This is a genomic window from Bradyrhizobium sp. CCBAU 11357 (genome assembly GCF_028128865.1).
GTDB lineage: Bacteria > Pseudomonadota > Alphaproteobacteria > Rhizobiales > Xanthobacteraceae > Bradyrhizobium.
The window spans coordinates 1-21,688 of sequence record NZ_LBJW01000106.1 but is presented as its reverse complement, the minus strand read 5'-3'; the positions used below and the strand labels follow the sequence as shown (position 1 = coordinate 21,688).

Annotated in this window: 19 protein-coding genes and 1 pseudogene; 5 read left to right on the top strand and 15 right to left on the bottom strand. The window is 64.1% G+C overall.

Features of this window, described 5'->3' with window-relative positions:
• Positions 1–104: 104 nt before the first annotated feature.
• Positions 105–1,604, top strand: coding sequence for a PAS domain-containing sensor histidine kinase (locus XI05_RS24210; RefSeq protein WP_271506475.1), 1,500 nt, complete (start codon positions 105–107; stop codon positions 1,602–1,604).
• Positions 1,605–1,815: 211 nt separating this feature from the next.
• Here XI05_RS24210 and XI05_RS24205 read toward each other — a convergent pair.
• Positions 1,816–1,998 (bottom strand): annotated as a pseudogene (locus tag XI05_RS24205) (lipid-A-disaccharide synthase); the annotation flags it as partial.
• 268 nt (positions 1,999–2,266) lie between these two features.
• Here XI05_RS24205 and XI05_RS24200 point away from each other — a divergent pair.
• The 3 genes from XI05_RS24200 to XI05_RS24190 are packed head-to-tail and all read left to right on the top strand — an operon-like array spanning position 2,267 to position 6,015.
• On the top strand, positions 2,267–4,090 hold the full coding sequence (locus XI05_RS24200) for an adenylate/guanylate cyclase domain-containing protein (protein WP_271506472.1): 1,824 nt from the start codon (positions 2,267–2,269) through the stop codon (positions 4,088–4,090).
• A 42-nt stretch (positions 4,091–4,132) separates the two neighbouring features.
• A complete protein-coding gene (locus tag XI05_RS24195) occupies positions 4,133–4,954 on the top strand; it encodes a phosphatase PAP2 family protein (protein ID WP_271506468.1) in 822 nt (273 codons plus the stop codon).
• Positions 4,951–6,015 carry a G1 family glutamic endopeptidase gene (locus tag XI05_RS24190; RefSeq protein ID WP_271506465.1) on the top strand — a complete coding sequence of 355 codons (1,065 nt, stop codon included), beginning with the start codon at positions 4,951–4,953 and terminating at the stop codon, positions 6,013–6,015. Before XI05_RS24195 ends, XI05_RS24190 begins: the two co-directional genes overlap by 4 nt.
• 9 nt (positions 6,016–6,024) lie before the next feature.
• Here XI05_RS24190 and lpxB read toward each other — a convergent pair whose 3' ends face one another.
• The 3 genes from lpxB to lpxA are packed head-to-tail and all read right to left on the bottom strand — an operon-like array spanning position 6,025 to position 8,882.
• Positions 6,025–7,203 (bottom strand): lipid-A-disaccharide synthase, encoded by a 1,179-nt coding sequence (gene lpxB / locus XI05_RS24185; RefSeq protein ID WP_271506462.1) that lies wholly within the window; start codon positions 7,201–7,203, stop codon positions 6,025–6,027.
• Positions 7,203–8,072, bottom strand: a complete 870-nt coding sequence (locus tag XI05_RS24180) for an LpxI family protein (RefSeq protein WP_271506460.1) — start codon at positions 8,070–8,072, stop codon at positions 7,203–7,205. Before XI05_RS24180 ends, lpxB begins: the two co-directional genes overlap by 1 nt.
• A gap of 18 nt (positions 8,073–8,090) precedes the next feature.
• Positions 8,091–8,882 (bottom strand): acyl-ACP--UDP-N-acetylglucosamine O-acyltransferase, encoded by a 792-nt coding sequence (gene lpxA, locus XI05_RS24175; protein WP_271506457.1) that lies wholly within the window; start codon positions 8,880–8,882, stop codon positions 8,091–8,093.
• A gap of 277 nt (positions 8,883–9,159) precedes the next feature.
• On the opposite strand from lpxA, the gene XI05_RS24170 reads away from it, so the two are divergent.
• Entirely contained in the window at positions 9,160–9,480 is a 321-nt protein-coding gene (locus tag XI05_RS24170) for a KTSC domain-containing protein (RefSeq protein WP_271506455.1), read from the top strand.
• A 19-nt stretch (positions 9,481–9,499) separates the two neighbouring features.
• Here the strand turns inward: XI05_RS24170 and fabZ are convergent, their stop codons facing one another.
• From fabZ to XI05_RS24115, 11 genes are all read right to left on the bottom strand, one after another.
• Positions 9,500–9,961, bottom strand: a complete 462-nt coding sequence (gene fabZ, locus XI05_RS24165; RefSeq protein WP_024341283.1) for a 3-hydroxyacyl-ACP dehydratase FabZ — start codon at positions 9,959–9,961, stop codon at positions 9,500–9,502.
• Complete coding sequence (lpxD, locus tag XI05_RS24160; protein ID WP_271506452.1) at positions 9,958–11,025, bottom strand: UDP-3-O-(3-hydroxymyristoyl)glucosamine N-acyltransferase; 1,068 nt, start codon at positions 11,023–11,025, stop codon at positions 9,958–9,960. Before lpxD ends, fabZ begins: the two co-directional genes overlap by 4 nt.
• A 125-nt stretch (positions 11,026–11,150) precedes the next feature.
• Positions 11,151–13,676, bottom strand: a complete 2,526-nt coding sequence (bamA, locus tag XI05_RS24155; RefSeq protein WP_271506449.1) for an outer membrane protein assembly factor BamA — start codon at positions 13,674–13,676, stop codon at positions 11,151–11,153.
• Positions 13,677–13,852: 176 nt separating this feature from the next.
• The gene (rseP, locus tag XI05_RS24150) at positions 13,853–15,004 is read right to left on the bottom strand and encodes an RIP metalloprotease RseP (protein WP_172783578.1); all 1,152 of its coding nucleotides are present in this window, start codon (positions 15,002–15,004) and stop codon (positions 13,853–13,855) included.
• 44 nt (positions 15,005–15,048) lie between these two features.
• A complete protein-coding gene (gene dxr, locus XI05_RS24145) occupies positions 15,049–16,272 on the bottom strand; it encodes a 1-deoxy-D-xylulose-5-phosphate reductoisomerase (RefSeq protein ID WP_271506446.1) in 1,224 nt (407 codons plus the stop codon).
• 4 nt (positions 16,273–16,276) lie between these two features.
• Positions 16,277–17,119, bottom strand: coding sequence for a phosphatidate cytidylyltransferase (locus XI05_RS24140; protein WP_271506444.1), 843 nt, complete (start codon positions 17,117–17,119; stop codon positions 16,277–16,279).
• Positions 17,116–17,874, bottom strand: a complete 759-nt coding sequence (locus tag XI05_RS24135; RefSeq protein WP_271506442.1) for an isoprenyl transferase — start codon at positions 17,872–17,874, stop codon at positions 17,116–17,118. Before XI05_RS24135 ends, XI05_RS24140 begins: the two co-directional genes overlap by 4 nt.
• Before the next feature lie 12 nt (positions 17,875–17,886).
• On the bottom strand, positions 17,887–18,450 hold the full coding sequence (gene frr, locus XI05_RS24130) for a ribosome recycling factor (protein ID WP_025036556.1): 564 nt from the start codon (positions 18,448–18,450) through the stop codon (positions 17,887–17,889).
• 69 nt (positions 18,451–18,519) lie between these two features.
• Complete coding sequence (gene pyrH, locus XI05_RS24125; protein WP_271506439.1) at positions 18,520–19,236, bottom strand: UMP kinase; 717 nt, start codon at positions 19,234–19,236, stop codon at positions 18,520–18,522.
• A gap of 60 nt (positions 19,237–19,296) precedes the next feature.
• Entirely contained in the window at positions 19,297–20,220 is a 924-nt protein-coding gene (gene tsf, locus XI05_RS24120; protein WP_271506436.1) for a translation elongation factor Ts, read from the bottom strand.
• A gap of 133 nt (positions 20,221–20,353) precedes the next feature.
• A complete protein-coding gene (locus tag XI05_RS24115; RefSeq protein WP_042336442.1) occupies positions 20,354–21,349 on the bottom strand; it encodes a 30S ribosomal protein S2 in 996 nt (331 codons plus the stop codon).
• Positions 21,350–21,688: the final 339 nt, after the last annotated feature.

Below are 21,688 nucleotides of genomic sequence, written 5' to 3'. Positions count from 1 at the left end.
CTCCGGGGGACGCAATCCGGTACGAGAAATCTGTCGATTGATCCATTACGCGTGGCAAGAGATGATCATGCAACATCCGATTCAAGCGCCGCCGGTCGCGCTCGATGTCGAGTGAGCGCAAGCGCCCCGAGGAGGCACTGCGCGAGAGCGAGGAGCGCTTTCGCACGCTGGTGCAATTCTCTTTTGATGTGTACTGGGAAACGGACGCGCAGCATCGCTTCGTCCGCCAGGAGTTCGCCGAGACGCTTCCCGAGCCGCCCGTCTCCGAGATCGGCAGGACACGATGGGAGGTCCCGTATCTCGAACCTGACGCAGATGGCTGGCGCAAACACCGGGAGATACTCGACGCTCACCTCCCGTTTCGCGATTTCGAGCTCGCGCGGCCGACGCCCGACGGCGGCAAGCGCTATATTTCCGTCTCTGGGCTGCCCATCTTCGACAAGACAGGGAACTTCGTGGGTTACCGCGGTGTAGGGCGCCACATCACGGAGCGCAAGCGCGCCGAACAGGCGCTGATCGAGAGCGAGGCCCGTTTCCGTACCTTCGTGGACCACGCGACCGATACGTTCATGCTGCACAGTGAAGATGGTCGCGTTCTCGATGTAAATCGGAATGCCTGCGAAAGTCTGGGCTACAGCCGGACCGAACTGGTTGGGGCAAGTGCGGCCTTGTTCGATCTTGAGATGGATGAAACGATTTGGCGTCGCAACCGCGAGCGTCTCAAGGCCGGCGGCATCGCTACGCTCGAGAGGCGCTATTTCCGAAAGGACGGCACTGTGTTTCCCGTCGAAGTTCGCATGCGGGAATTCTGCATAGGCGGACAGTCACGAATCATTTGCCTCAGCCGCGACATCACCGAACGCAAGCGAACCGCCGAGGCGTTGCGCGAGATGCAGGCTGAACTGACACACGCCAATCGCGCGGCGGCAATGGGCCAGGTCACGGCTTCGGTGACACACGAATTAAGCCAACCAATCACCGCGGTGCTCTGCAACGCAGAGGCCGCACTGAACTGGCTGGGAACACAATCTCCGAATTTCGAAAAGGCACAGCAGGCGCTCATCTCCATTGTTGCAGAAGCCAAGCGGGGCGGCGAGATCATCAGTTGGATCCGTTCCTTGATCAAGAAAGCTCCGGCGCCGAAGGAGAGCGTCGATGTCAATGGTGCAATCCTGGACGTGATCACCATAGCCCGTAGCGAGCTGATCAAACATGATGTCTCGATTCAGACCGACCTCGCTTCGGGCTTGCCGCTCGTGAAGGGCTATCGCGTTCAGCTGCAACAGGTGGTTCTCAATTTGATCCTCAACGCGATCGAGGCCATGAACTGCGTCGACGTTGGCGGACGAGAGCTGCGGATCAGCACGGCCGCAGATGCATCAAATCTCGTCGTTGTCGCCATACGGGATACCGGACCTGGACTTGACGTCGCAATCGTTGACCGCCTGTTCGAGCCCTTCTACACCACCAAGCCGGACGGGACCGGCATGGGCTTGTCGATTTGCCGATCGATCATCGAGGCGCACGGAGGTCGACTTTGGACCGGTGCGAATGAACCACGGGGGGCCGTGTTTCACTTTAGTCTGCCTTCGGAACAGGGGTGATCCACGGCGCTTCAGCGTCACTCACGGCTTCGCTGTTGCGTTTCTTGGCAGCCGGTCTTTGGAGGGCAGCTCACGCGAAAGCTGCTGAGTAAGCGGCATGCTTGGCGCCACCAACGCGCCTGATCGTCCGCTTCGTGTCCCAAGCCGCCGGTCGCGGCCAAGCCGAATGGCTTCCGTTGAGCCGTCGCAAGCAGACGTTCATAGAGATATCCTAGCTCGTTCGTCGGCCCTGGCGCATCGTTGCGAGCACGATGTCGGCGGCGAGCACGTTCGGCGATGTGTTGCCGGTCGACATGATCCGATTGATCTTTGCGAAGGCCTCGACCTGCTCGCGGGGGACCGGCGAATTCGTCAGCAGCGCGGAGATCGCCGGTGCCAGCTTCTCCGGCATGCACGCAGGGCTCTCACCCACACCTGCCGAGAGGAGCCGGGTTGGCATCGACGGTACCGTGTCTTAAGCGCCGTAGGCCGGTGCCGTTTTCGCCGACATACCCCGGACCTGTCCCTCGACCGTTGTTCACGGGCTGGTTGCGAAAACGAGGATTGATCTGTTTGCGCGAAACAACCGCGGCTTGTGAAACCTGGAAAAACAGGCTTAGTTAAGGGAACAGCGTCCCAACGGCGGTACGGACCCACGCATCAGAGTGACCACGGATTCAACTATGGCCTCCCCCCGTGAACCCGATGCCAGCCCGAGACTCGACCCGATTGTAGGGCCGGACGCCTCGCGAGAGGTTGTTCCTGGTCAACGCAAGCTGGTGGCCGTGCTCGCGGCCGACATCGTGGGTTACAGCCGATTAATGGAAGCGGACGAGGAAGATACCCACAAGCGGGTCCTCTTGCTGCGCGCAACCACTATCGACCCGACGATCGCGAAGTACAGGGGCCAGGTGATCAAGAACACCGGAGACGGTTTTCTTGCCGTGTTTGACAGCGCAAATGATGCCTCCCGATGTGCGCTTGCAATTCAGCACGGCGCCAATGCGATGTCGGCGGAAGAACCGGAACATCGGTTCATCAGTCTCCGGATGGGGATCAACGTTGCCGATGCGATCTTTGAACGTGAGGATATTTATGGCGATGGGGTGAACATCGCCGCTCGGCTTCAGACCTACTCCGAGCCCGGCGGCATCGTCGTCTCAGGTGCCGTCGCGGATCAGATCAGTGAGCAGGCCGGCGTCTCCGTCGTCGACTTCGGCGATCTGCATCTGCGGAATCTGTCGCGCCCCGTCAAAGCCTTCGGGCTGCGCATCGATCGTTCACCGCATCCGGTGGCAGATAGTCCGGTCAGAGCGCAGGGACGTCCATCCGTTGTCGTTCTGCCATTCCGCAATCTTGCCAGTCAGGATGATGCCTATTTTGCCGAAGGAATTGTCGACGAAATCATTCACGCGCTCTCCGCGCTGAAGGAGCTGTTCGTGATATCGCGCGGGTCGACGCTGGGTTATGGCAGCGAGATCATCGATGTCCGCGCCATCGGTCGCGAGCTGGGCGTGCGCTATGTGCTCTACGGCAGCGTTCGCCGCTCCGGCGGGCGGCTGCGTATCAATACCGAGCTCAATGACACCGAGTCGGGCAACATCATCTACTCCGATCGTCATGAAGGCGAGCTCAGCGAGCTGTTCGCACTGCAGGAGCAAATCTCGACGCGCGTGGTCACGACCATCGCGCCACATGTTCGCGAGTGGGAGCGTGCACGGGCTCTGCGCAAGCATCCGCAGAATTTGACGGCCTACGATCTGGTTCTCCAGGCGCTGAGCTATCTATACCGTATGGACTACGACTCGTTCTCGCGGGCGCGCGGATTGCTGCAGCAGGCCGTCACGCATGACCCCAACTATGCGCCGGCCTACTCATACCTCGCATACTGGTACATGTTCAGGGTCGGCCAGGGCTGGTCCACCGACGCCGCTGCCGATAGCATGGAGGCGTCGCGCAATGCGTCCAAGGCAATCGAGCGCGATGGCAACGATGCGCTCGCTCTGGCAATCGACGGTCACGTGCATTCGTATCTGTTCAAGGATTTCGAGACAGCAACCCGCCTGTTGGACCGGGCGATCACGGTCGGTCCCAATTCGGCCATGGCGTGGACGATGAGCAGTGCGACCTGCGGCTATCTGGGCGAGGGCCCAACCGCGGTCTTGCGCGCCGAACACGGCCTGCGCTTGTCGCCCCTGGATTCACACGTGTTCTGGCACGAGCACCTGCTTTCCCAGGCGCACTACATCAACGGCAATTTCGACGAAGCGGCCGCCTGGGGTTGGCGAGCGGCGAAGCATAATGAGCGTTTCACCTCGAACTTCCGCATCCTCGCAGCCAGCCTGGTGGCCATCGGAAAATTTGTGGACGCGCGCCAGATCGCGGAACGCCATATGCTGATCGATCCGAATTTCCATTTACAGGCCTGGGCGGACCGCACGCCGCTCAACGCGGCCACCCGCGACAATCTTCGACAGCGGCTCAAGGCGGCAGGATTTCCAGACTGAGTTTTAAGCAAGCGATAGGCGGCAAATCATTGGGAGGCTGCGATGGCAGGCAACGCCGGGAATGCGGGAAACGCAGGTAACGCTGGGAATGCGGGAAACGTCGCCAATGCAGGCTCGGGCGGCGGCGGCTGGATCTTTCCGGATCGCGTGGACCTGCCGTTCATTACGGAAACGGGCGTCAGCACCAACCGCACCACCGTCACCGAGTTTCCGGACCGGAGCTGGCCCCCGGACTGGTACGCCTGGCGGCTGCTGGCCGAATTCGCCATTCACGGCGGGTGGAGCACGATCACGGTTGCCCAACCAAACTATGCGAACACCGGAGCTGAGATCGACGCGCTCGTGACGATGGCCAAAGATGAGCGGGCGGACGCGCTCGGCGAGATTTTTGCGCAGAACGACGAGTTTCTGAGCTACTTCATGGCCCTTCTCAACGTCACGCCGAACTCGCATCCAAACACCTGCCGCGTGATCACGACGGCAAGTCTGATCGCGCTCCAGGTCGCGATGCATTGGAAAGCCTACTACAAGCGGCCACGACCCTCGCAAATCTGCCCCGCGCTGTTGCCGCCGATTCAGGTTCCCGGCCACGCCTCCTATCCGAGCGGGCACGCGACTCAGGCGCATTTGGTCGCGCTCTGCCTCGAGCCGGTGTTACCTGCGTCGGTGAAGCCGATGGCGAATGATCTCACCATTCTTGCCCGTCGTATCGCGCGAAACCGCCAGATCGCCGGTCTCCATTACCAGAATGACACGGACGCCGGCGTTCAATTGGCCAGTGATCTCTTCCATATTTTGGACAACAAAACCTCCGTGCCAAGTTATGATGACTTGGTCGCAGCTGCTCAGGGGGAGTGGCCATGAGCGCGCGCGCGAGCGGTGTCGAGCAACACAGGCTTCCTACGCGGGACGAATTGAACGCGGGTCTGCGTCGGCAGATACTGTTGCCACCGCCACCGCCGCCCAAGGACTTCGACGCGCTGAATGCCGATGCGCGGGAGCTCGAGTTCTACCGGCTTCCGCCCAAGCCGCCCCCGGTCGCGGGGCGCAGGGCCGAGACGTTATGGGCCAGGCTTCTTTCCAAGCCTATCGAAGTTCTGCCTATGATCTACCCGGGCTCCGCCACCGACTTTCGTGTCAACCGCGGCCGTTTGGGCTCGGGCTATCCCGGCCGTCACGAAACCAGCTTCAATTGGTCGGGCGCGTGTATTGCGGCGACGGAGGGCACCCAGTTCACACAGGTGTGGGGGGCCTGGCAGGTCCCCGAGCCGACCGCTCCCTCACTTGCGCCGGGCGATTATCGCTGTTCGACCTGGATCGGGATCGATGGTCATCGGCGCTTCGATAGTTCGCTGCCGCAGATCGGGACGACGCAAAAGATCGTGGTTGCCGCTGACGGCAGCGTTGGCCCGCCTTCCGCGGAAGCATGGGTTCAATGGTGGTTTCGCGGTGACCGCGACACTGGCCCGTGGACGCTCCCCAACTTTCCGGTGCAACCGGGGAACCAGGTCAGGTGTGTTCTGACCGTCATAGCGCAAGACCACGTCCGTTTTTTCATCAAGAATGAATCGCAAGGCGGAAAGTCGCTTTCGGTCGATCTCCTTGCGCCCACGATTCCTCTTCCCTACCCGATTGGGCTTCCGGTCGAATTTCCGGCGCGAGGCCGTACGGCAGAGTGGGTCACGGAGCGGCCAACCGTCCTGCATGCGACCGACCTTTATCGCTTGCCCGACTATGGCGTGACGAAGTTCGAGGACTGCTTCGCGCTCGCGGGCACGGGCGGGATCGGCTTTCAGCCTCAAGAGCTGGAGAATGCCAGATTGATCAAGATGGTCGAGATCCGCGACAATCCGCATCGGATCGCGCCACTGTCAAAACCGGAAAAACTGGACCAGCAAACCCTGCAAACCAGGTTCGTGGGCTGAACACTTTTTTTAGCTCGTTCGCCTACTCTTCCGCATCGTCGCGAGCACGATTTCGGCGGCGAGTACGCTCGGCGACTTGTTACCGGTGGACATGATCTGATCGAGGCGAGCAAAGGCCTCGACCTGCTGCCGGCGCAGCGGAGACTCCGTCAGCACGTCCCGAAGCGCCGGCGCCAGCTGCTCCGGCGTGCATTCCTCCTGCAAATACTCCGGAATGACATCCTTGCCGATCACGAGATTGGCGAGGATCACCGAGGAGACGCGGATCGCGCGGCGCAGGATGAAGGCCTCGATGGCGCCGACGCGATAGGCCGTCACCATCGGAATGCCTGACAGCGCGAGCTCGAGCGTCACCGTGCCGGATTTTGCCAGCGCGGCGTGGGCGATGCGGAAGGCGGCTCGCCTCTCGTTCTCGCCGATCACGATCTGCGGCTTGACCGGCCAGCTCGCGACGCCCTCGCGGATGGTGGCTTCGAGATGCGGCATGGTCGGCAGCATCAATTCGAACGCGCAGCCCTCACCCCGTAAGCGGCCGAGCGTTGCGCCGAACACGTCGAGATGATGCCTGACCTCGCTGCGGCGGCTGCCGGGCAGCGCCAGCAGCACCGGCGGCTTACCGTCGCGGCGCTTCTGCTCCTCCGCGCTCGGCCGCAGCGAGCCCAATTGCTCGATCAGGGGATGGCCGACATAGCTGCAGGGCGGCCCGCCGAGCTTGCGGTATTCCTCCGGCTCGAACGGCAGCAGGCCAAGCACATGGTCGACATAGCCGAGCATGGTCCGCGCCCGTCCCGGCCGCCAGGCCCAGAGCTGCGGCGAGACGTAATCGACGATCGGGATCGCCGGACTGCGCGAGCGCACGCGGCGGGCGACGCGATGCGTAAAGTCGGGGCTGTCGATGATGACGAGCACGTCGGGCGCGGCCTCGGTCACGGCATCGGCCGTCTCGCGGATCAGCCGCAGGATCTTCGGCAATTGCTGCACCACCGCGGCAAACCCGACGATCGACAGCTCCTCGATCGGAAACAGCGATTCCAGGCCCTCGCGCGCCATGGTGCGGCCGCCGACGCCGACGAACTGCACGCCGTCGCCGAGGCGCTGGCGCAGCACCTTCATCAAGGCGCTGCCGAGCCTGTCGCCGGATTCCTCCGTCGCGATCAGGAAGATCTTGCGCTTGGGATCACGCGACATCACGCGGGCAGGCCGATGACGAAGAGATATTTGGCATCGGCAAGCGCGATCATCGCCTGCGGCTCGGCGGCGATGGTGTTGCCCGCGATGACGGCGATGCCGGCAAGGCCGGCGGCCGCGACGCCCTCGATGGTGCGCGGACCGATCGTCGGCAGGTCGAAGCGCAGATCCTGGCCGCTCTTCGGCGCCTTCACCAGCACGCCGCGTCCGGTGGCGGCGCGGATGCGGCCCTCCTCGCGCAGCCGCGCGACGCGTGCGAGCAGCGCGTCGGTGCCCTCGATGTCCTCGACCGCCACCACATGCCCGTCGATCACGACCGCAGCCTGGCCGATGTCGAACGGACCGAGCGCGGTCAGCACCGCCCGACCGCGCGCGATGTCGGTCTTGCTGGCCTCGCTCGGCCAGGCGCGGCCGATGCAGCCCTCGGGCATCAAGAGATCCGGTGCGACGTCCTTGATGCCGACCATGCGGAAGCCGTCCTGCTCGAGGATGCGTCCGACACCCGACAGCAGATGATCGTCGCCACCGCGGAAGGCGCGGATGACGTTGCCGAGCAGGCGCAGCGTCTTGATGTCGAACCGGATCTCGGACAGCGACGGCCGCACCAATGTGCCGATGAAGATCAGGTCGCGGCAGCCTTCCTCGCGGAACAGCCGCATCGCGCGGCCGAGCTGGCCGACCGAGATCCAGCGATGGCGGAACTTCTCCACGCGCGCGGGATCGCAGGCCCCGCGCAGAGGAAACAGCACCGGCGTGATGCCGTGCGCGGCGAGCGACTCGGCGACCGCGAACGGCATGGCGCCGCCGCCGGCGACGATGCCGACCGGTGACGAAACCTGCAAAGCCGCCGATGTCGTGCCCGCGGCCATCCCAAGATCACTCCAAGATCACTTCGCGATGGCGGGAAGACAGAGCGGGCGCTTGCCCTTGCCGATGAAGTCGAGGATTTCGGCGATCGCAGGGTCCTTGCCCGCGAGCGGCCGCGCCGCCTCCAGCCGCTCGGCGAAGGTGCCGGGGCCATGGAAGAGCTTCTGGTAGAACGCGCGCACGGTGGCGAGCCGCTGCTTGGTGAACTTGCGACGCTTCATGCCGATCAGATTGAGGCCTTCGAGCACCGCATATTGCCCGTTGACGAGACCGAACGGAATGATGTCGTCGCGTACGCCACACACGCCGCCGACCATGACCTGCGCTCCGATGCGGGTGAACTGATGCACGGCGGAGAGGCCGCCGATGAAGACGAAGTCGCCGATCTCGCAATGGCCGCCAAGCGTCGCCGAGGTCGCGAAGATCACGTCGTTGCCGACATGGCAGTCGTGGCCGACGTGGCTGCAGTTCATGAAATAGCCGCGTTCGCCAACCGAGGTGACGCCCCCGCCGCCGACGGTCCCCGCGTTCATGGTCACGGATTCGCGGATGGTGCAGCCCGCGCCGATCCTGAGCTGCGTCAGCTCGCCACGATAGCTGAGCGACTGCGGCGGCGTGCCCAGCGAAGCGAACGGATAGATGGTGCAGCCGTCGCCGATCGTGGTCTGCGCCGTGACCTGCACATGCCCGATCAGCTTGCAGTTCGCGCCGATGACGACGTTCGGGCCGATGATGCAATAGGGTCCGATCTCGGTGCCCGCGCCGATCACGGCGCCGTCCGCGATCCGTGCGGTGGGATCAATCTTGCTCATCAAGCCAATCTTACTCGTCAAGAAGGTCTGGTTATGTATTGAAGTCGCTCGGTTTTCGGCTGGTTAGCGCGACTATGCCCGATCTGTCCAGTGACGTATCATCTCGCCGTGTTTCAAGTGCCGGATGAGGCGGCCTTGCCGTCCCGTCGCCACGGCATGATCCGGAAAAGTGCGAAGCGGTTTTCCGGAAAGATCATGCGCAAACAACAACCTAAAGCGCGATGACGATTCATCCAAATCTCATCGCGCTTTAGCTTCATGCGGAGCTTCAACGATCGTGGTCAGGGCCCTGATTTTTCTGTTGGCACAGCTCGCGAGCACACCGATCGTGTCGGAGGCGGTCGAGACCGGCGAACACCGCCTGGTCGATCTCCAGACATTCGAGTGCCGGGACATCACCCGCAGCACGGTGCTTCAGCGGGTCTGTTACGATCGCGCGCAGCAGGACCTGATTGTCGCGAGCAACGGCGCCTATCACCGCTATTGCGGCGTGACGGCCGACACGGTGGAGCGCCTCCTCGGCGCGCCGTCCATGGGCCAGTTCTTCAACCGGAATATCAGCCGCGAGGCGCCCGGCAGCCGCTACGATTGCACCTGAGGCGGACGCCCGGCGCCGCTCAATCGGTCAGCATGGCGCCGACGTCGGCTTCGGCGACGACCTGCCCGTTGACCTTGGCGTCGCCGTGAAACCACCACATGGCCTTGCGGCGGCCGAGCGAGCGCATGTGATACTCGATCGTGTCGCCCGGCAGCACGGGCTTGCGAAACTTGCACTTGTCGATGGTGAGGAAATAGACCGCCCGCGGCTTTTCGGTGCCCTCGACCGACTTGATGCCGATCACGCCCGCGGTCTGCGCCATCGCCTCGATCATCATGACGCCGGGATAGACCGGACGCTCGGGGAAATGCCCCTGGAACGCCGGCTCGTTGAAGGTGACGTTCTTGATGCCGATGCCGCTGTAATCGGCGCGGATGTTGATCACGCGGTCGATCAGCAGCATCGGAAAGCGGTGCGGCAGCGTCTGGAGGATCGCATTGATGTCCACCAGCTCGAACTTAACAGGTGATTCCGCCGTCATTCCCGTCCCTCGTCCTTCGGATCGGCCTTGCTGTCGCGCACCAGGCGCTCCACCGCCATGATCTCCTTGAACCATTGCTTGGTCGGCTTGGCAAAGAGGCCTCCCCAACGGCCATTCGGCGGGATGTCGTCCTTGACCCCGCTCATCGCGGTAACCTGGGCGCCATCGCCGATCTTGAGGTGATTGTTGATGCCAACCTTCGCTCCCAGCGCCACGTTGTCGCCGATCGTCAGGCTGCCCGCGAGGCCGATCTGAGCCGCCAGCAGGCAATTCCGGCCGATCGTCACATTGTGGCCGATCTGGACCTGATTGTCGATTTTGGTGCCCTCCCCGATCACGGTGTCGCGCAGGGAGCCGCGGTCGATGGTGGTGCCGGCGCCGACCTCCACGTCGTTCTGGATCAGCACGCGGCCGGTCTGGGGGACCTTCAGATGGCCCTCGGGGCCGAAGAAGATGAAGCCGTAGCCGTCCTGGCCGATCGAGCAGCCGGGATGGATCAGCACGTTGTTGCCGATCAGCGCGCATTGGATGGCCGTGCGGGCGCCGACATTGCAGTCCCGGCCGATCTTGACGCCGGGGCCGATGACCGCGCCGGCGCCGATCACCGTGCCGCTCCCGATCTCGACGTCCGGGCCGATGACCGCCAGGGGCTCGACGATGACGTCGTCCTCGAGCCGGGCCGAGGGATCGATGATGGCGGACGGTGCAACACCCTCGATGCCGAACCAGGATTGCGGCCGCAGCGCATCGGCGTGCCATTCCCGCGCGATCCGGACGAAGGCGCGGAACGGCTGCGCCACCCGCAGCACGGCCACGTGGGCAGGCACCTGGGCCTCGAAGCGTGGGCTCACCAGGCATGCCCCGGCGCGGGTCGCTTTGAGTTCCTCGAGATATTTGAGGTTGTCGAAAAAGGCCAAATGCATCGGGCCCGCTTCATCGAGCGAAGCAAGGCCCGTGATGACGTGGCCGCCCCTCGCCGGGTCGACCAGCTGCGCCTTGGTCAGCGTGGCGATGTCGGCCAACGCTGCGGCAGGCGGCTTTGTGAAGAAGGTCGGCTGCGCCATTCCACCCCGTCGCGGTCCGGCTTCGGCATGAAGCGGTCAGGCCGCATCATGCCTCATGTCTTGGATCGGCACGATCCCTTTCGGAAACCGGCTCCGGCGATCCGGATCGTGCCGTGCTGATCGAACTAGAACGTGGTGCCGCCGCCGAACCGGAACTCCTGCGTTCGGTCGTACTTGCCCTTGCTGAGCGGCACGGCGTAGTCGAAGCGCAGCGGTCCGAACGGCGACTGCCAGATCACGCCGACACCGACCGACGAGCGAACAACCTTGCTGTCGTCATATACGAGACCGGTGCAGGTCCCGGTGCTGTTCGGATTGATGGACGACGGGATACAGCCCGGCACGTTGACCTCGTTGGTGGCGGTCCAGCTCGTCGGTCCCTTGTAGTCGTAGAGGCCGCCGGCGTCGGCATAGACCGCGCCCTTCAGACCCACTTCCTTGGGCAGGAACCAGAACGGCATCTGCAATTCGAGCGAAGCACCCCAATACTTGGTGCCGCCGAGCGCATCCTGCGTGCCGAAGGGGTTCAAGTCGCGCGGACCGATGCCGTTCGGGGCAAAGCCACGAACGAGGTTCGGGCCCATCTGGAAGTGGTCGAGCATGCGCAAATCGCTGCCGATCTTGTTCAGCATGCCGCCTTGCAGGCGGACGAGGCCGACGATGTCGGAGACGAGCGGCGTGTAGTACTTCGCGTCGACCACCGACTTCAGATAGGAGACGTCGCCGCCGACGCCGGCGAAGTCCTGCCGGAAGTCGACGAGCAGACCATCGGTCGGGTTCTTGTTGTTGTCCAGCGTGTTGTAGGTCAGCGTGTAGCCGAGCGCCGAGGTCAGAGTCTTGCCGTTGGCCAACTCCTTGCGGACCGGCAGCGAGGCTTCGCCATCGTTGTAGCAGCCGAGGCCGTTGGTGGATGCAGCCAAGGGCGTACCCGTCGCCGCCGAGTAGGCCGGACTGGGGTTGAATGCCGATGACAGCGGGTCGTTGTTACAGTTGGCCAAGTAGCTCGGCAGCGTGATCTCTTGCCGATAGATCGAGTAGCGCACCTGGAGCGAGAGATCTTCACGCAAGGAGAAGCCGAGTCGCGGCGAGAAGCCGAGCGTCTTGGTGCCGTAAGAGATGTAGCTGTTGGACTTCTGCTCACGCTGATAGAGGTCGAGGCCGAGCGCGACGCGGTAGTCGAGCAGATACGGCTCGACGAACGACAGCGAGTAGCCGCGGGCGTACTGACCATAGGTTACCGACGCCTTGGCGAACAGGCCGCGACCGAGCAGGTTGCGCTCCGAGATCGAGACTTCGGCCAGCGCGCCGTCGGTGGTGGAGTAACCGCCCGAGACCGAGAAGTCGCCGGTCGATTTCTCTTCCATGTCGACGATCAGGATGACGCGGTCGCTCGACGAGCCCGGCTCGGTCGTGATCTTCACGCTCTTGAAATAGTCGAGGTTCTTCAGGCGCCGCTCGGCACGGTCGACCAGCGCGCGGTTGTAGGCGTCGCCTTCCGAGATGTCGAACTCGCGGCGGATCACGTAGTCGCGCGTGCGGGTGTTGCCGCGCAGGTTGATGCGCTCGATATAGGTGCGCGGGCCCTCGTCGACGTTGAACACGACGGACACGGTGTGCGCTTCGAAGTTGCGGTCGCCGCCGGGCCGGACCACGGCGAAGGCATAGCCGCGCCGGGAGGCCTCGATCTGCATCTCCTCGACCGACTTCTCGACCAATTCGACGTTGTAGAGCGAGCCGACATTGATGCGCGAATAGCCGCGCATCGAGCTCGGATCGAAGTTCGGAATGCTGGTGCGGAAATCGACCGAGCCGACGCGGTATTGCTGACCTTCCTCGATCTTGAAGGTGACGTTGAAGCCCTTCTTCTCCGGATCGTACTCGGTGAGCGCCGCGACGACCTGCACGTCGGCGAAGCCGTTCTTGAGATAGAATCGGCGGATCAGATCGCGATCGGCTTCGACGCGATCGGGATCGTAGACGTCACCGCTGCCGAGAAAGCTCAGCAGATTCGTTTCGCGCGTCTTGATCACGTCGCGAAGGCGGTAGGACGAGAAGGCATTGTTGCCGACGAACTCGATCGACCGGACGCCGGTCTTGACGCCCTCCTCGACCGTGAAGATCAGGTCGACGCGATTATTCGGCTGCTCGATGATCTCGGGCGTGACGCGCACGTCGTAGCGGCCGGAGCGGCGATAGATTTCGGCGATTCGGAGCGTGTCCGACTGCACCATGGCGCGGGAGAAGGTGCCGCGTGCCTTGGACTGGACTTCAGCGGTGAGCTGCTCGTCCTTGATCTTCTTGTTGCCCTCGAAGGCGATGCGGCCGATCACCGGGTTTTCCACCACGGAGACGATCAGCTGGCCGCCGGAACCGCGGTTGATCCTGACGTCCTGGAACAGGCCGGTCTCGATCAACGCCTTGAGGCCGTCGTCGATGGCGGCCTGATCCAGCCGGCCGCCCGGGCCCGGCTTGAAATAGGAGCGGATCGTCTCCACCTCGACGCGGCGATTCCCTTCGACGGAAATCGACTGAACGGTCTGAGCGAGCGCAGACGAAGACACGAAAACAGCCCCAACCGGGGCAACCACCGGCGCGCCGAACAAGATCAGGGTTGCGATCAAGCCCCCCCGGAGTCGCAGTCCAAACTTCATCGCGCAACGCGCCCTTATCATTCCGTGCCAGACCCAACCCCAACGCCGGTCCGGAGATTCCCCAAGTTCAGGCCGCTTGTAGCCAATTTCGCCGACGCCGCAAACGGCCGAAAGCGCCGTAATTTCAATTTCATTCCAAGACGTTGCTCAACAGCAACGCCACAAAAAAGCCCCTATCAGGAAGCCGCCATCCGCAGGATGTCGTTGTAGGTCGCGAACACCATCAACATCAGCACGAGGCCAAGGCCGATTCGGAACCCCATTTCCTGGGTCCGCTCGGACAGGGGCCGACCCCGAACCACCTCGGCCGCATAGAACATCAGGTGGCCGCCATCGAGCAGCGGAATCGGGAACAGGTTCAAAAGGCCGATCGAGACCGACAGCACCGCGCAGAGATTGATCACGAACTGGAACCCGGCGCTGGCCGCCTGCCCCGACATTTTCGCGATTCCCAGGACTCCGCTGACCTCGTTCGGATTGCCCTGGCCGACGAAGAGGGAGCCCAGGAACTTGAAGGTGCTGGTGATGATGAACCAGACCTGCTCGACGCCGATCTTGAGCGCTTCACCGACGCCGACCGGGGTGGTCGAGGCCTCCCCGGCCTGCGACTTGTGCTCGACGCCGAGAACGCCGAGACGGTGGCTGTTGCCGAACGGGTCCTTGCGCTCCAGCAGCGCCGGGGTCGCGGTCAGCGAGACGATGGCACCGTCGCGCTTCACCTGGAAGGTAAGCGCCGAACCGGCGTTCATCGCAACGATTCGCTGCATGTCGGCAAAGCTCTCGATCGGCTTGCCGTCGATCTGGACGACGACGTCGCCGACCTTGAAGCCGGCCGCAGCCGCCGCGCCGTCGGCGACGACCCCGTCGACCCGGGCGATCGTGCTCGGCTTACCGTAATAGAGGGCCATTCCGGCGAAGATCAGCGCGCCCAGGATGAAATTGGCGATCGGCCCGGCCGCAACGATCGCCGCCCGGGGGCCGACCTTCTTGTGGTGGAAGCTGCCGGCGCGCTCCTCGGCCGTCATGGCCGCCAGCGTCTGGGCCGACGGGGTCGAGGCCTCGCTCTCGTCGCCGAAGAACTTGACGTAGCCGCCGAGCGGGATCGCCGAAATCTTCCAGCGGGTGCCATGGCGGTCGTTGAAGCCGACCAGCTCGGGGCCAAAGCCGAGCGAAAAGGTTAACACGCGCACGCCGGCCCAGCGCGCGACCAGGAAATGGCCGAGCTCGTGGAAGAACACGACGATGGTCAGGACGAACAGGAAGGGAACCGCGTAGCCGAGGAGCCCATGGCTCAACGTATTGAAACTATGGACGAAAAAGTCGATCATCGAATTCCCTCACCCAGCGCCGCAAGGCCCTGGTCCCGAACCAACTAGGATGCCTTTAAGGCAATTTGAGGCAATAGGGCGGCGGCCCTATTTCGCGCAACATGGTCAACAGCGATTGCATCGTCCGCCGACATCAGGGGCGCCTGGTTGCCGCCCTTGATCCAATCCTCGAGCGTCGCCTCGACCAGCCGGGCAATCGCGCCGAACCGGATCTTGCCGGCAATGAAGGCGGCGACCGCAACCTCGTTGGCCGCGTTGTAGACGGTTGTCGCGCCCTTCCCGGTCCGGAGCGATTCGTAGGCCAGCCGCAATCCGGGGAAGCGCTCGAAGTCCGGCGCCTCGAAGGTCAGCTGGCCGATCTTGGCAAGGTCGAGCTTGGCGGCCGGGCCCTTGATGCGATCGGGCCAGCCGAGGCAATGGGCGATCGGCGTCCTCATGTCGGGCGCGCCGAGCTGGGCCACGACCGAGCAGTCGGAAAACTCGACCATGCCGTGGATGATCGACTGCGGATGAACCAGCACGTCGATCTCGTCCGGCGAGAGCGCGAACAGATAGGACGCCTCGATCACTTCAAGGCCCTTGTTCATCATCGAGGCCGAATCGATCGTGATCTTCTGGCCCATGCTCCAGTTCGGATGCTTCAGGGCCTGCTCGAGCGTCGCCTGCTCGATGTCTGCAGGCTTCCAGGTCCGGAACGGACCGCCGGAGGCCGTGATGATGACGCGGACGAGCTCGTCGCGATTGCCTGAGCTCAGTGCCTGGAACAGCGCGTTGTGCTCGGAATCGGCCGGCAGGATGCAGGCGCCCGCTTTTGCCGCGCGCTGCATGAAGAAGTCGCCGGCGCAGACCAGGCACTCCTTGTTGGCGAGCGCGACATGCGCGCCGCGATCGACCGCGGCAAGCGCCGGCTTCAGCCCGGCAGCGCCGCTCACCGCCGCCATCACCCAGTCCGCTGGGCGCGCGCCGGCCTCGATCACCGCACTTTCGCCGGCGCCGCATTCGGTGCTGGTGCCCGCCAGCGCGTCCTTGAGCTCGGCGAGCTTGGTGGTGTCCGCGATCGCGACATAGCGCGCGTTGAATTCCTTGGCGAGCTTGGCCAGCGCCGCGACATTGCCGTTTGCCGTCAGCGCCTCGACACGGTAGCGCTCGGGCGAGGCACGCAGGAGGTCCATCGTGCTGTCGCCGATCGAGCCGGTGGCACCGAGGACTGTGACGCTGCGAATGTCAGACGCAGCAAGCCTGTTGTTACGCAAGGGAACGGCGCTCATATCCTCACCAAACCATAAGACCGCTTCCGGCGCTATGCACACCATGGCGGAGAAAGCCGATAATCCATGCCGCCAGGATGGCGGCGACAAAACCGTCCAGGCGGTCCAGTAGTCCGCCATGGCCGGGAATTAAGTGACTGGAATCTTTGACACCGAAGCGCCGCTTCACGGCGGATTCGAAGAGATCGCCGAGCTGCGACACCACCGACAGGACGGCGCCGACGAGCAGCAGTGGAACTACTTTTCCGATCCCGCAGGCGGCAAAGCCGGCCGCGACCGCCAGGCTCGCCGCAAAACCGCCGAGCGCGCCGGCCCAGGTCTTTTTCGGGCTCACGCGCGGCCATAATTTCGGACCGCCAATGCTGCGTCCGGCGAAATAGCCGCCGATGTCGGTCGCCCAGACCACCAGCAGCACGAACATCAGCGCGGAGAAGCCGTTGACGAGATCCTTCCGCACCAGGATCGAGGCCAGCAGCGCCGCCGCCGCATAGGCAAATCCGCTGGCCGCCCACAAGAACTTGCCCCGCGCGATCAGCGTCACGATCGCGCCGCCGATCAGGCCGGTGACGACGGAGGTTTTGAGCGCGCCGAAAGCGACGGAGGCTCCCATCATGGCGATCACGACCGTCCCCGCCCCGGTCAGCGCGGCCGATCCTGCGCCCACCACCATCAGCCATTCGGCAAACAGCCCGATCGAGACCAGGGTGACGAGAAGCGCCCACAGCCAGCCGCCGGCATAGGCGATCGCAATGGTCAGCGGCGCCAGCACCAGCGCTGCGAGCACCCGCATCACCAGATTGCTCGGGGCAGGCTTGGCGCCCACCGGTGCAGAATCGGGTTCGTTCACGAGGCGGTCTTCGCAACCAGGCCGCCGAAACGGCGCTCGCGCCTGGCAAATTCGGCAATCGCGCTTTCCAGCGCCGCCTTGTCGAAGTCGGGCCAATGGATCGGCGCGAACACGAGCTCGCTATAGGCGGCCTGCCACATCAGGAAGTTCGACAGGCGCTGCTCGCCGCTGGTGCGGATGATGAGATCGGGATCGGGGATGTCGGGCGCGTCGAGATGCGCGCCAAGCGTCTCGGCGTCGATCGTGGCAGGATCCCGCCTGCCCTCGGCGACCTCGCGGGCGAGTTTCCGCGCCGCCTTCGCGATCTCCTGCCGCGAGCCGTAATTGAAGGCGACGACGAGCGTCAGTCGCGTATTGTCGCGCGTCAGCTCCTCGGCCTCGTTCAGCAAAGCGCAGATGTCGCTCTCGAGCCCCTCGCGCTCGCCGATGATGCGGACCTTGACGCCGTCGCGATGCAGGCTCGCCAGATCGTTGCGGATGAAGCGCCGCAGCAGGCCGAACAGGTCGCCGATCTCGCTCGCCGGACGCGACCAGTTCTCCGAAGAGAACGAGAAGATGGTGAGATAGCGGATGCCGAGCTCGTGCGAGGCGCGCACCACACGGCGCAATGCGTCCACGCCGCGACGATGCCCTTCCGCGCGCGGCAGACCGCGCGCGGCCGCCCAACGCCCGTTGCCGTCCATGATGATGGCGACATGCGCAGGCGCCTCGGACCGGTCGGGTCCTTCCGTTGCGGGCGCGGTGGCGTTGGACATGAAGGCGATGCCTTAAACGGTGAGGATTTCTTTTTCCTTGGCGGCCAGCAACTGGTCGATCTCGGCGATGGTGCCGTCGGTCGCCTTCTGCACCTCGTCGGCGTGACGCTTCTGATCGTCCTCCGACATCTCGTGATTCTTCTCGAGCTTCTTGAGCACGTCGAGACCGTCACGGCGGACATGGCGCGCGGCGACCTTGGCGGCTTCGGCATATTTGTGCGCGACCTTCACCAGCTCCTTGCGGCGCTCCTCGTTGAGCTCGGGAATGCGCAGGCGCAGCACCTGGCCCTCGGTCGCCGGCGACAGGCCGAGATTGGAATCGACGATCGCCTTCTCGACAGCCTTGACCATCGACTTGTCCCAGACCTGAACCGAGATCAGCCGCGGCTCCGGCACGCTGACGGTGGCGAGCTGATTGAGCGGCATGTGGCTGCCATAGGCCTCGACCTGCACCGGATCGAGCATCGAGGCCGAGGCGCGTCCCGTGCGCAGGCCGCCGAGCTCGTGCTTGAGCGAGGCGACGGCGCCCTGCATGCGGCGCTTCACTTCGTTGAGGTCGAAATTACCCGTGGCCATCACGTTTTCTCCTTCAAAATCCCGGCGACCGCTCCGCGCCGTTCCCTTTCGGGCGCGCCAGATGAGCCGTCAGCCGGCGACGATGGTTCCGTGGCCGACGCCACGCAGAATCGCGCCGATCGAGCCCGGCTCCGCGATCGAGAATACGATGATAGGCAGCGATGTCTCGCGGGCAAGCGCGAAGGCGGTCGCATCCATCACCTTGTAGCCGCCCTCGATCGCCTGCGAATGCGTCAGGCGGTCGAACCGCGTGGCGGTCGGATCCTTCTTCGGATCGGCCGAGTAGACCCCGTCGACATTGGTCGCCTTCAGGACCGCCTGCGCGCCGATCTCGGCGGCCCGCAGCACCGCCGTCGTGTCGGTGGTGAAGAACGGATTGCCGGTCCCGCCGCCAAGCAGCACAATGCGGCCGTCGGCCAGGTATCTGTGTGCCGCGGTGCGGGTGAACAGCTCGGAAATCTCGGGCATGACGAAGGCCGACAGCGTCCGTGCCGGCGTGCCCTTGCGCTCGATCGCCGCTTCCAGCGCGAGGCAGTTCATCATGGTGGCGAGCATACCCATGGTATCGCCGGTGGTGCGCGACACCCCGCGGGATGAGACCTCGACGCCGCGGACCATGTTGCCGCCGCCGATCACGACCGCGACCTCGGTGCCGAGATGGCGGGCCGCGATCAGATCGTCCGCAACCCGGTCGACGGTCGGCTGATCGATGCCAAAGCCTTGCTGTCCCGCGAGATATTCGCCGGACAGCTTGATCACGACGCGACGATAGACCGGATCAGTCATGAGCACTTTCCTTGTCCGGGCGCCGCTTCCGGCGGCACGCCGGAAGGAACGTTCCGGCGCTTACTTCTTGCCGCTGGCCGCGGCGACCTCGGCCGCGAAGTCGCTTTCCTGCTTCTCGATTCCCTCGCCGAGAGCATAGCGCACAAAGCCGGCGATCTTCACAGCGCCGCCGACCTTGCCCTCGGCCTCCTTCACCGCCTGCGCCACCGACTTGCCGGTGTCGTGGATGAAGGCCTGCTCGAGCAGGCAGACTTCCTTGTAGTAGGTCTTGAGGCCGGACTCGACGATCTTCTCAATCACGTTCTCCGGCTTGCCCTGCTGACGGTACTTGTCGGCCAGCACGTCCTTCTCGCGCTTGACCACGGCCGGATCGAGGCCGGACGGGTCGAGCGCCAGGGGGTTGGCAGCCGCGACGTGCATCGCGATCTGGCGGCCGAGCGCTGCGAGCTCGTCAGCCTTGCCCGGCGATTCCAGCGCCACGATCACGCCCATCTTGCCGGCGCCCTCGATGACGGCCCCGTGGATGTAGTGCGACACCACGCCCTGCTTCACTTCCAGCTGGGCGGCGCGGCGCAGCGTCATGTTCTCGCCGATGGTGGCGATCGCATCATTGATGGCGGTTTCGATCGTGACGTCGCCGACCTTGGCGGCCTTGATCTTCTCGACGTCGGCGCCGACGTCGAACGCGACCTGCGCGATCATCTTGACCAGGCCCTGGAACTGGCCGTTGCGAGCGACGAAGTCGGTCTCGGAATTGACCTCGACCACGACGCCCTTGGTGCCCTTGGTGAGTGCGCCGATCAGGCCCTCGGCCGCGACGCGGCCCGACTTCTTGGCAGCCTTGGACAGACCCTTCTTGCGCAGCCAGTCCTGCGCAGCTTCCATGTTGCCGTCGTTTTCGGTGAGCGCGGCCTTGCAGTCCATCATGCCTGCGCCGGTCGATTCGCGCAGGTCCTTGACCATCGCAGCTGTGATCGTTGCCATCGTTGAAAATCCTTTGTGCCTGCTGGTTTGCCGCGGCGCGGCATCAAATCGCCCCGCCGCGGTCCATCTCAGGAAGTCGCGTCAACTGAAATGGTGGCCGGATCCTATCCGGCCAACCCATCGCTCTTTTTGACTATTCCGCTTCCGCGGTCAGCGCCTTGGCCTTGGCCACCCAGGCATCCGCGCGGCTCGGCAGACCGACTTCTTCGCCGATCGTGTGGGCGGTGTCGTGGTCGAGCTCGGCGAGCTGCCAGTAGTGGAAGATACCGAGATCGTTGAACTTCTTCTCGATCGCACCCGACACGCCCGGGAGCTTCTTGAGGTCGTCGGCGGTGCCGCGCGGACCCGCAAGGCCCTGGAAACCGCTCGAGGACGCCGCCGGCAGCTCTTCGGCGAGCGGCTTGGCCGACGCACCGATGTCGATGCCCGAATCGCCCTGGGCACGCGAGATGCCGTCGATCGCCGCACGCGCGATCAGATCGCAGTACAGCGAGATGGCACGGCCGGCGTCGTCATTGCCGGGGACCACATAGGTGATGCCCTTGGGGTCCGAATTGGTGTCGACGATCGCGGCGACCGGGATGTTGAGGCGCTGAGCCTCCTGGATCGCGATGTCTTCCTTGTTGGTGTCGATCACGAAGATCAGGTCGGGCAGACCGCCCATGTCCTTGATGCCGCCGAGCGAGCGGTCGAGCTTGTCGCGCTCGCGCTGCAGCGTCAGGCGCTCCTTCTTCGTGTAGGAATTGGCTTCGCCGCCCGAGAGCACGTCGTCGAGGTGACGCAGGCGCTTGATCGAGGCCGAGATCGTCTTCCAGTTGGTCAGCGTGCCGCCGAGCCAGCGCGAATTGACGAAATACTGCGCGCAGCGCTTGGCCGCATCGGCAACGCCGTCCTGGGCCTGGCGCTTGGTGCCGACGAACAGGATGCGGCCGCCCTTGGCCACCGTGTCGCTGACGGCCTGGAGGGCCTGGTGCAGCATCGGCACGGTCTGGGCGAGGTCAACGATGTGGATGTTGTTGCGGGTGCCGAAAATGAACGGAGCCATTTTCGGATTCCAGCGGTGCGATTGGTGACCAAAGTGCACGCCAGCTTCCAGCAGCTGACGCATAGTGAAATCGGGTAGTGCCATCGTTCTAGTTCTCCGGTTGGTTCCTCCGGAAACGTGTGAGCAAAACGGAGCGTTCTCGCCCCGGTTGCCACCGGACGGCCTTGTGAGCCATGTTTCCGTGTGAGATGGCGCGCTATATAGCGCCATTTCGGCCAGAAGCAAGGAAATAACGGGCCTTAGGGGACGCCTCTAGGCTGCGCTCGCTTCCGAGCGTCCCCTGCCCCTTGAGCCTCCTAACACTTTGGCTGGCCGGGCGGGCAGCTCTTCGGTGGCGGGCCGGCCGGCCGCGGAGGCGGATGCGGCGCTGCGGCCATCGGCGGCGGCGCCGGTCGGGCGACCGGAGGTGGTGGCGGCGGCGGC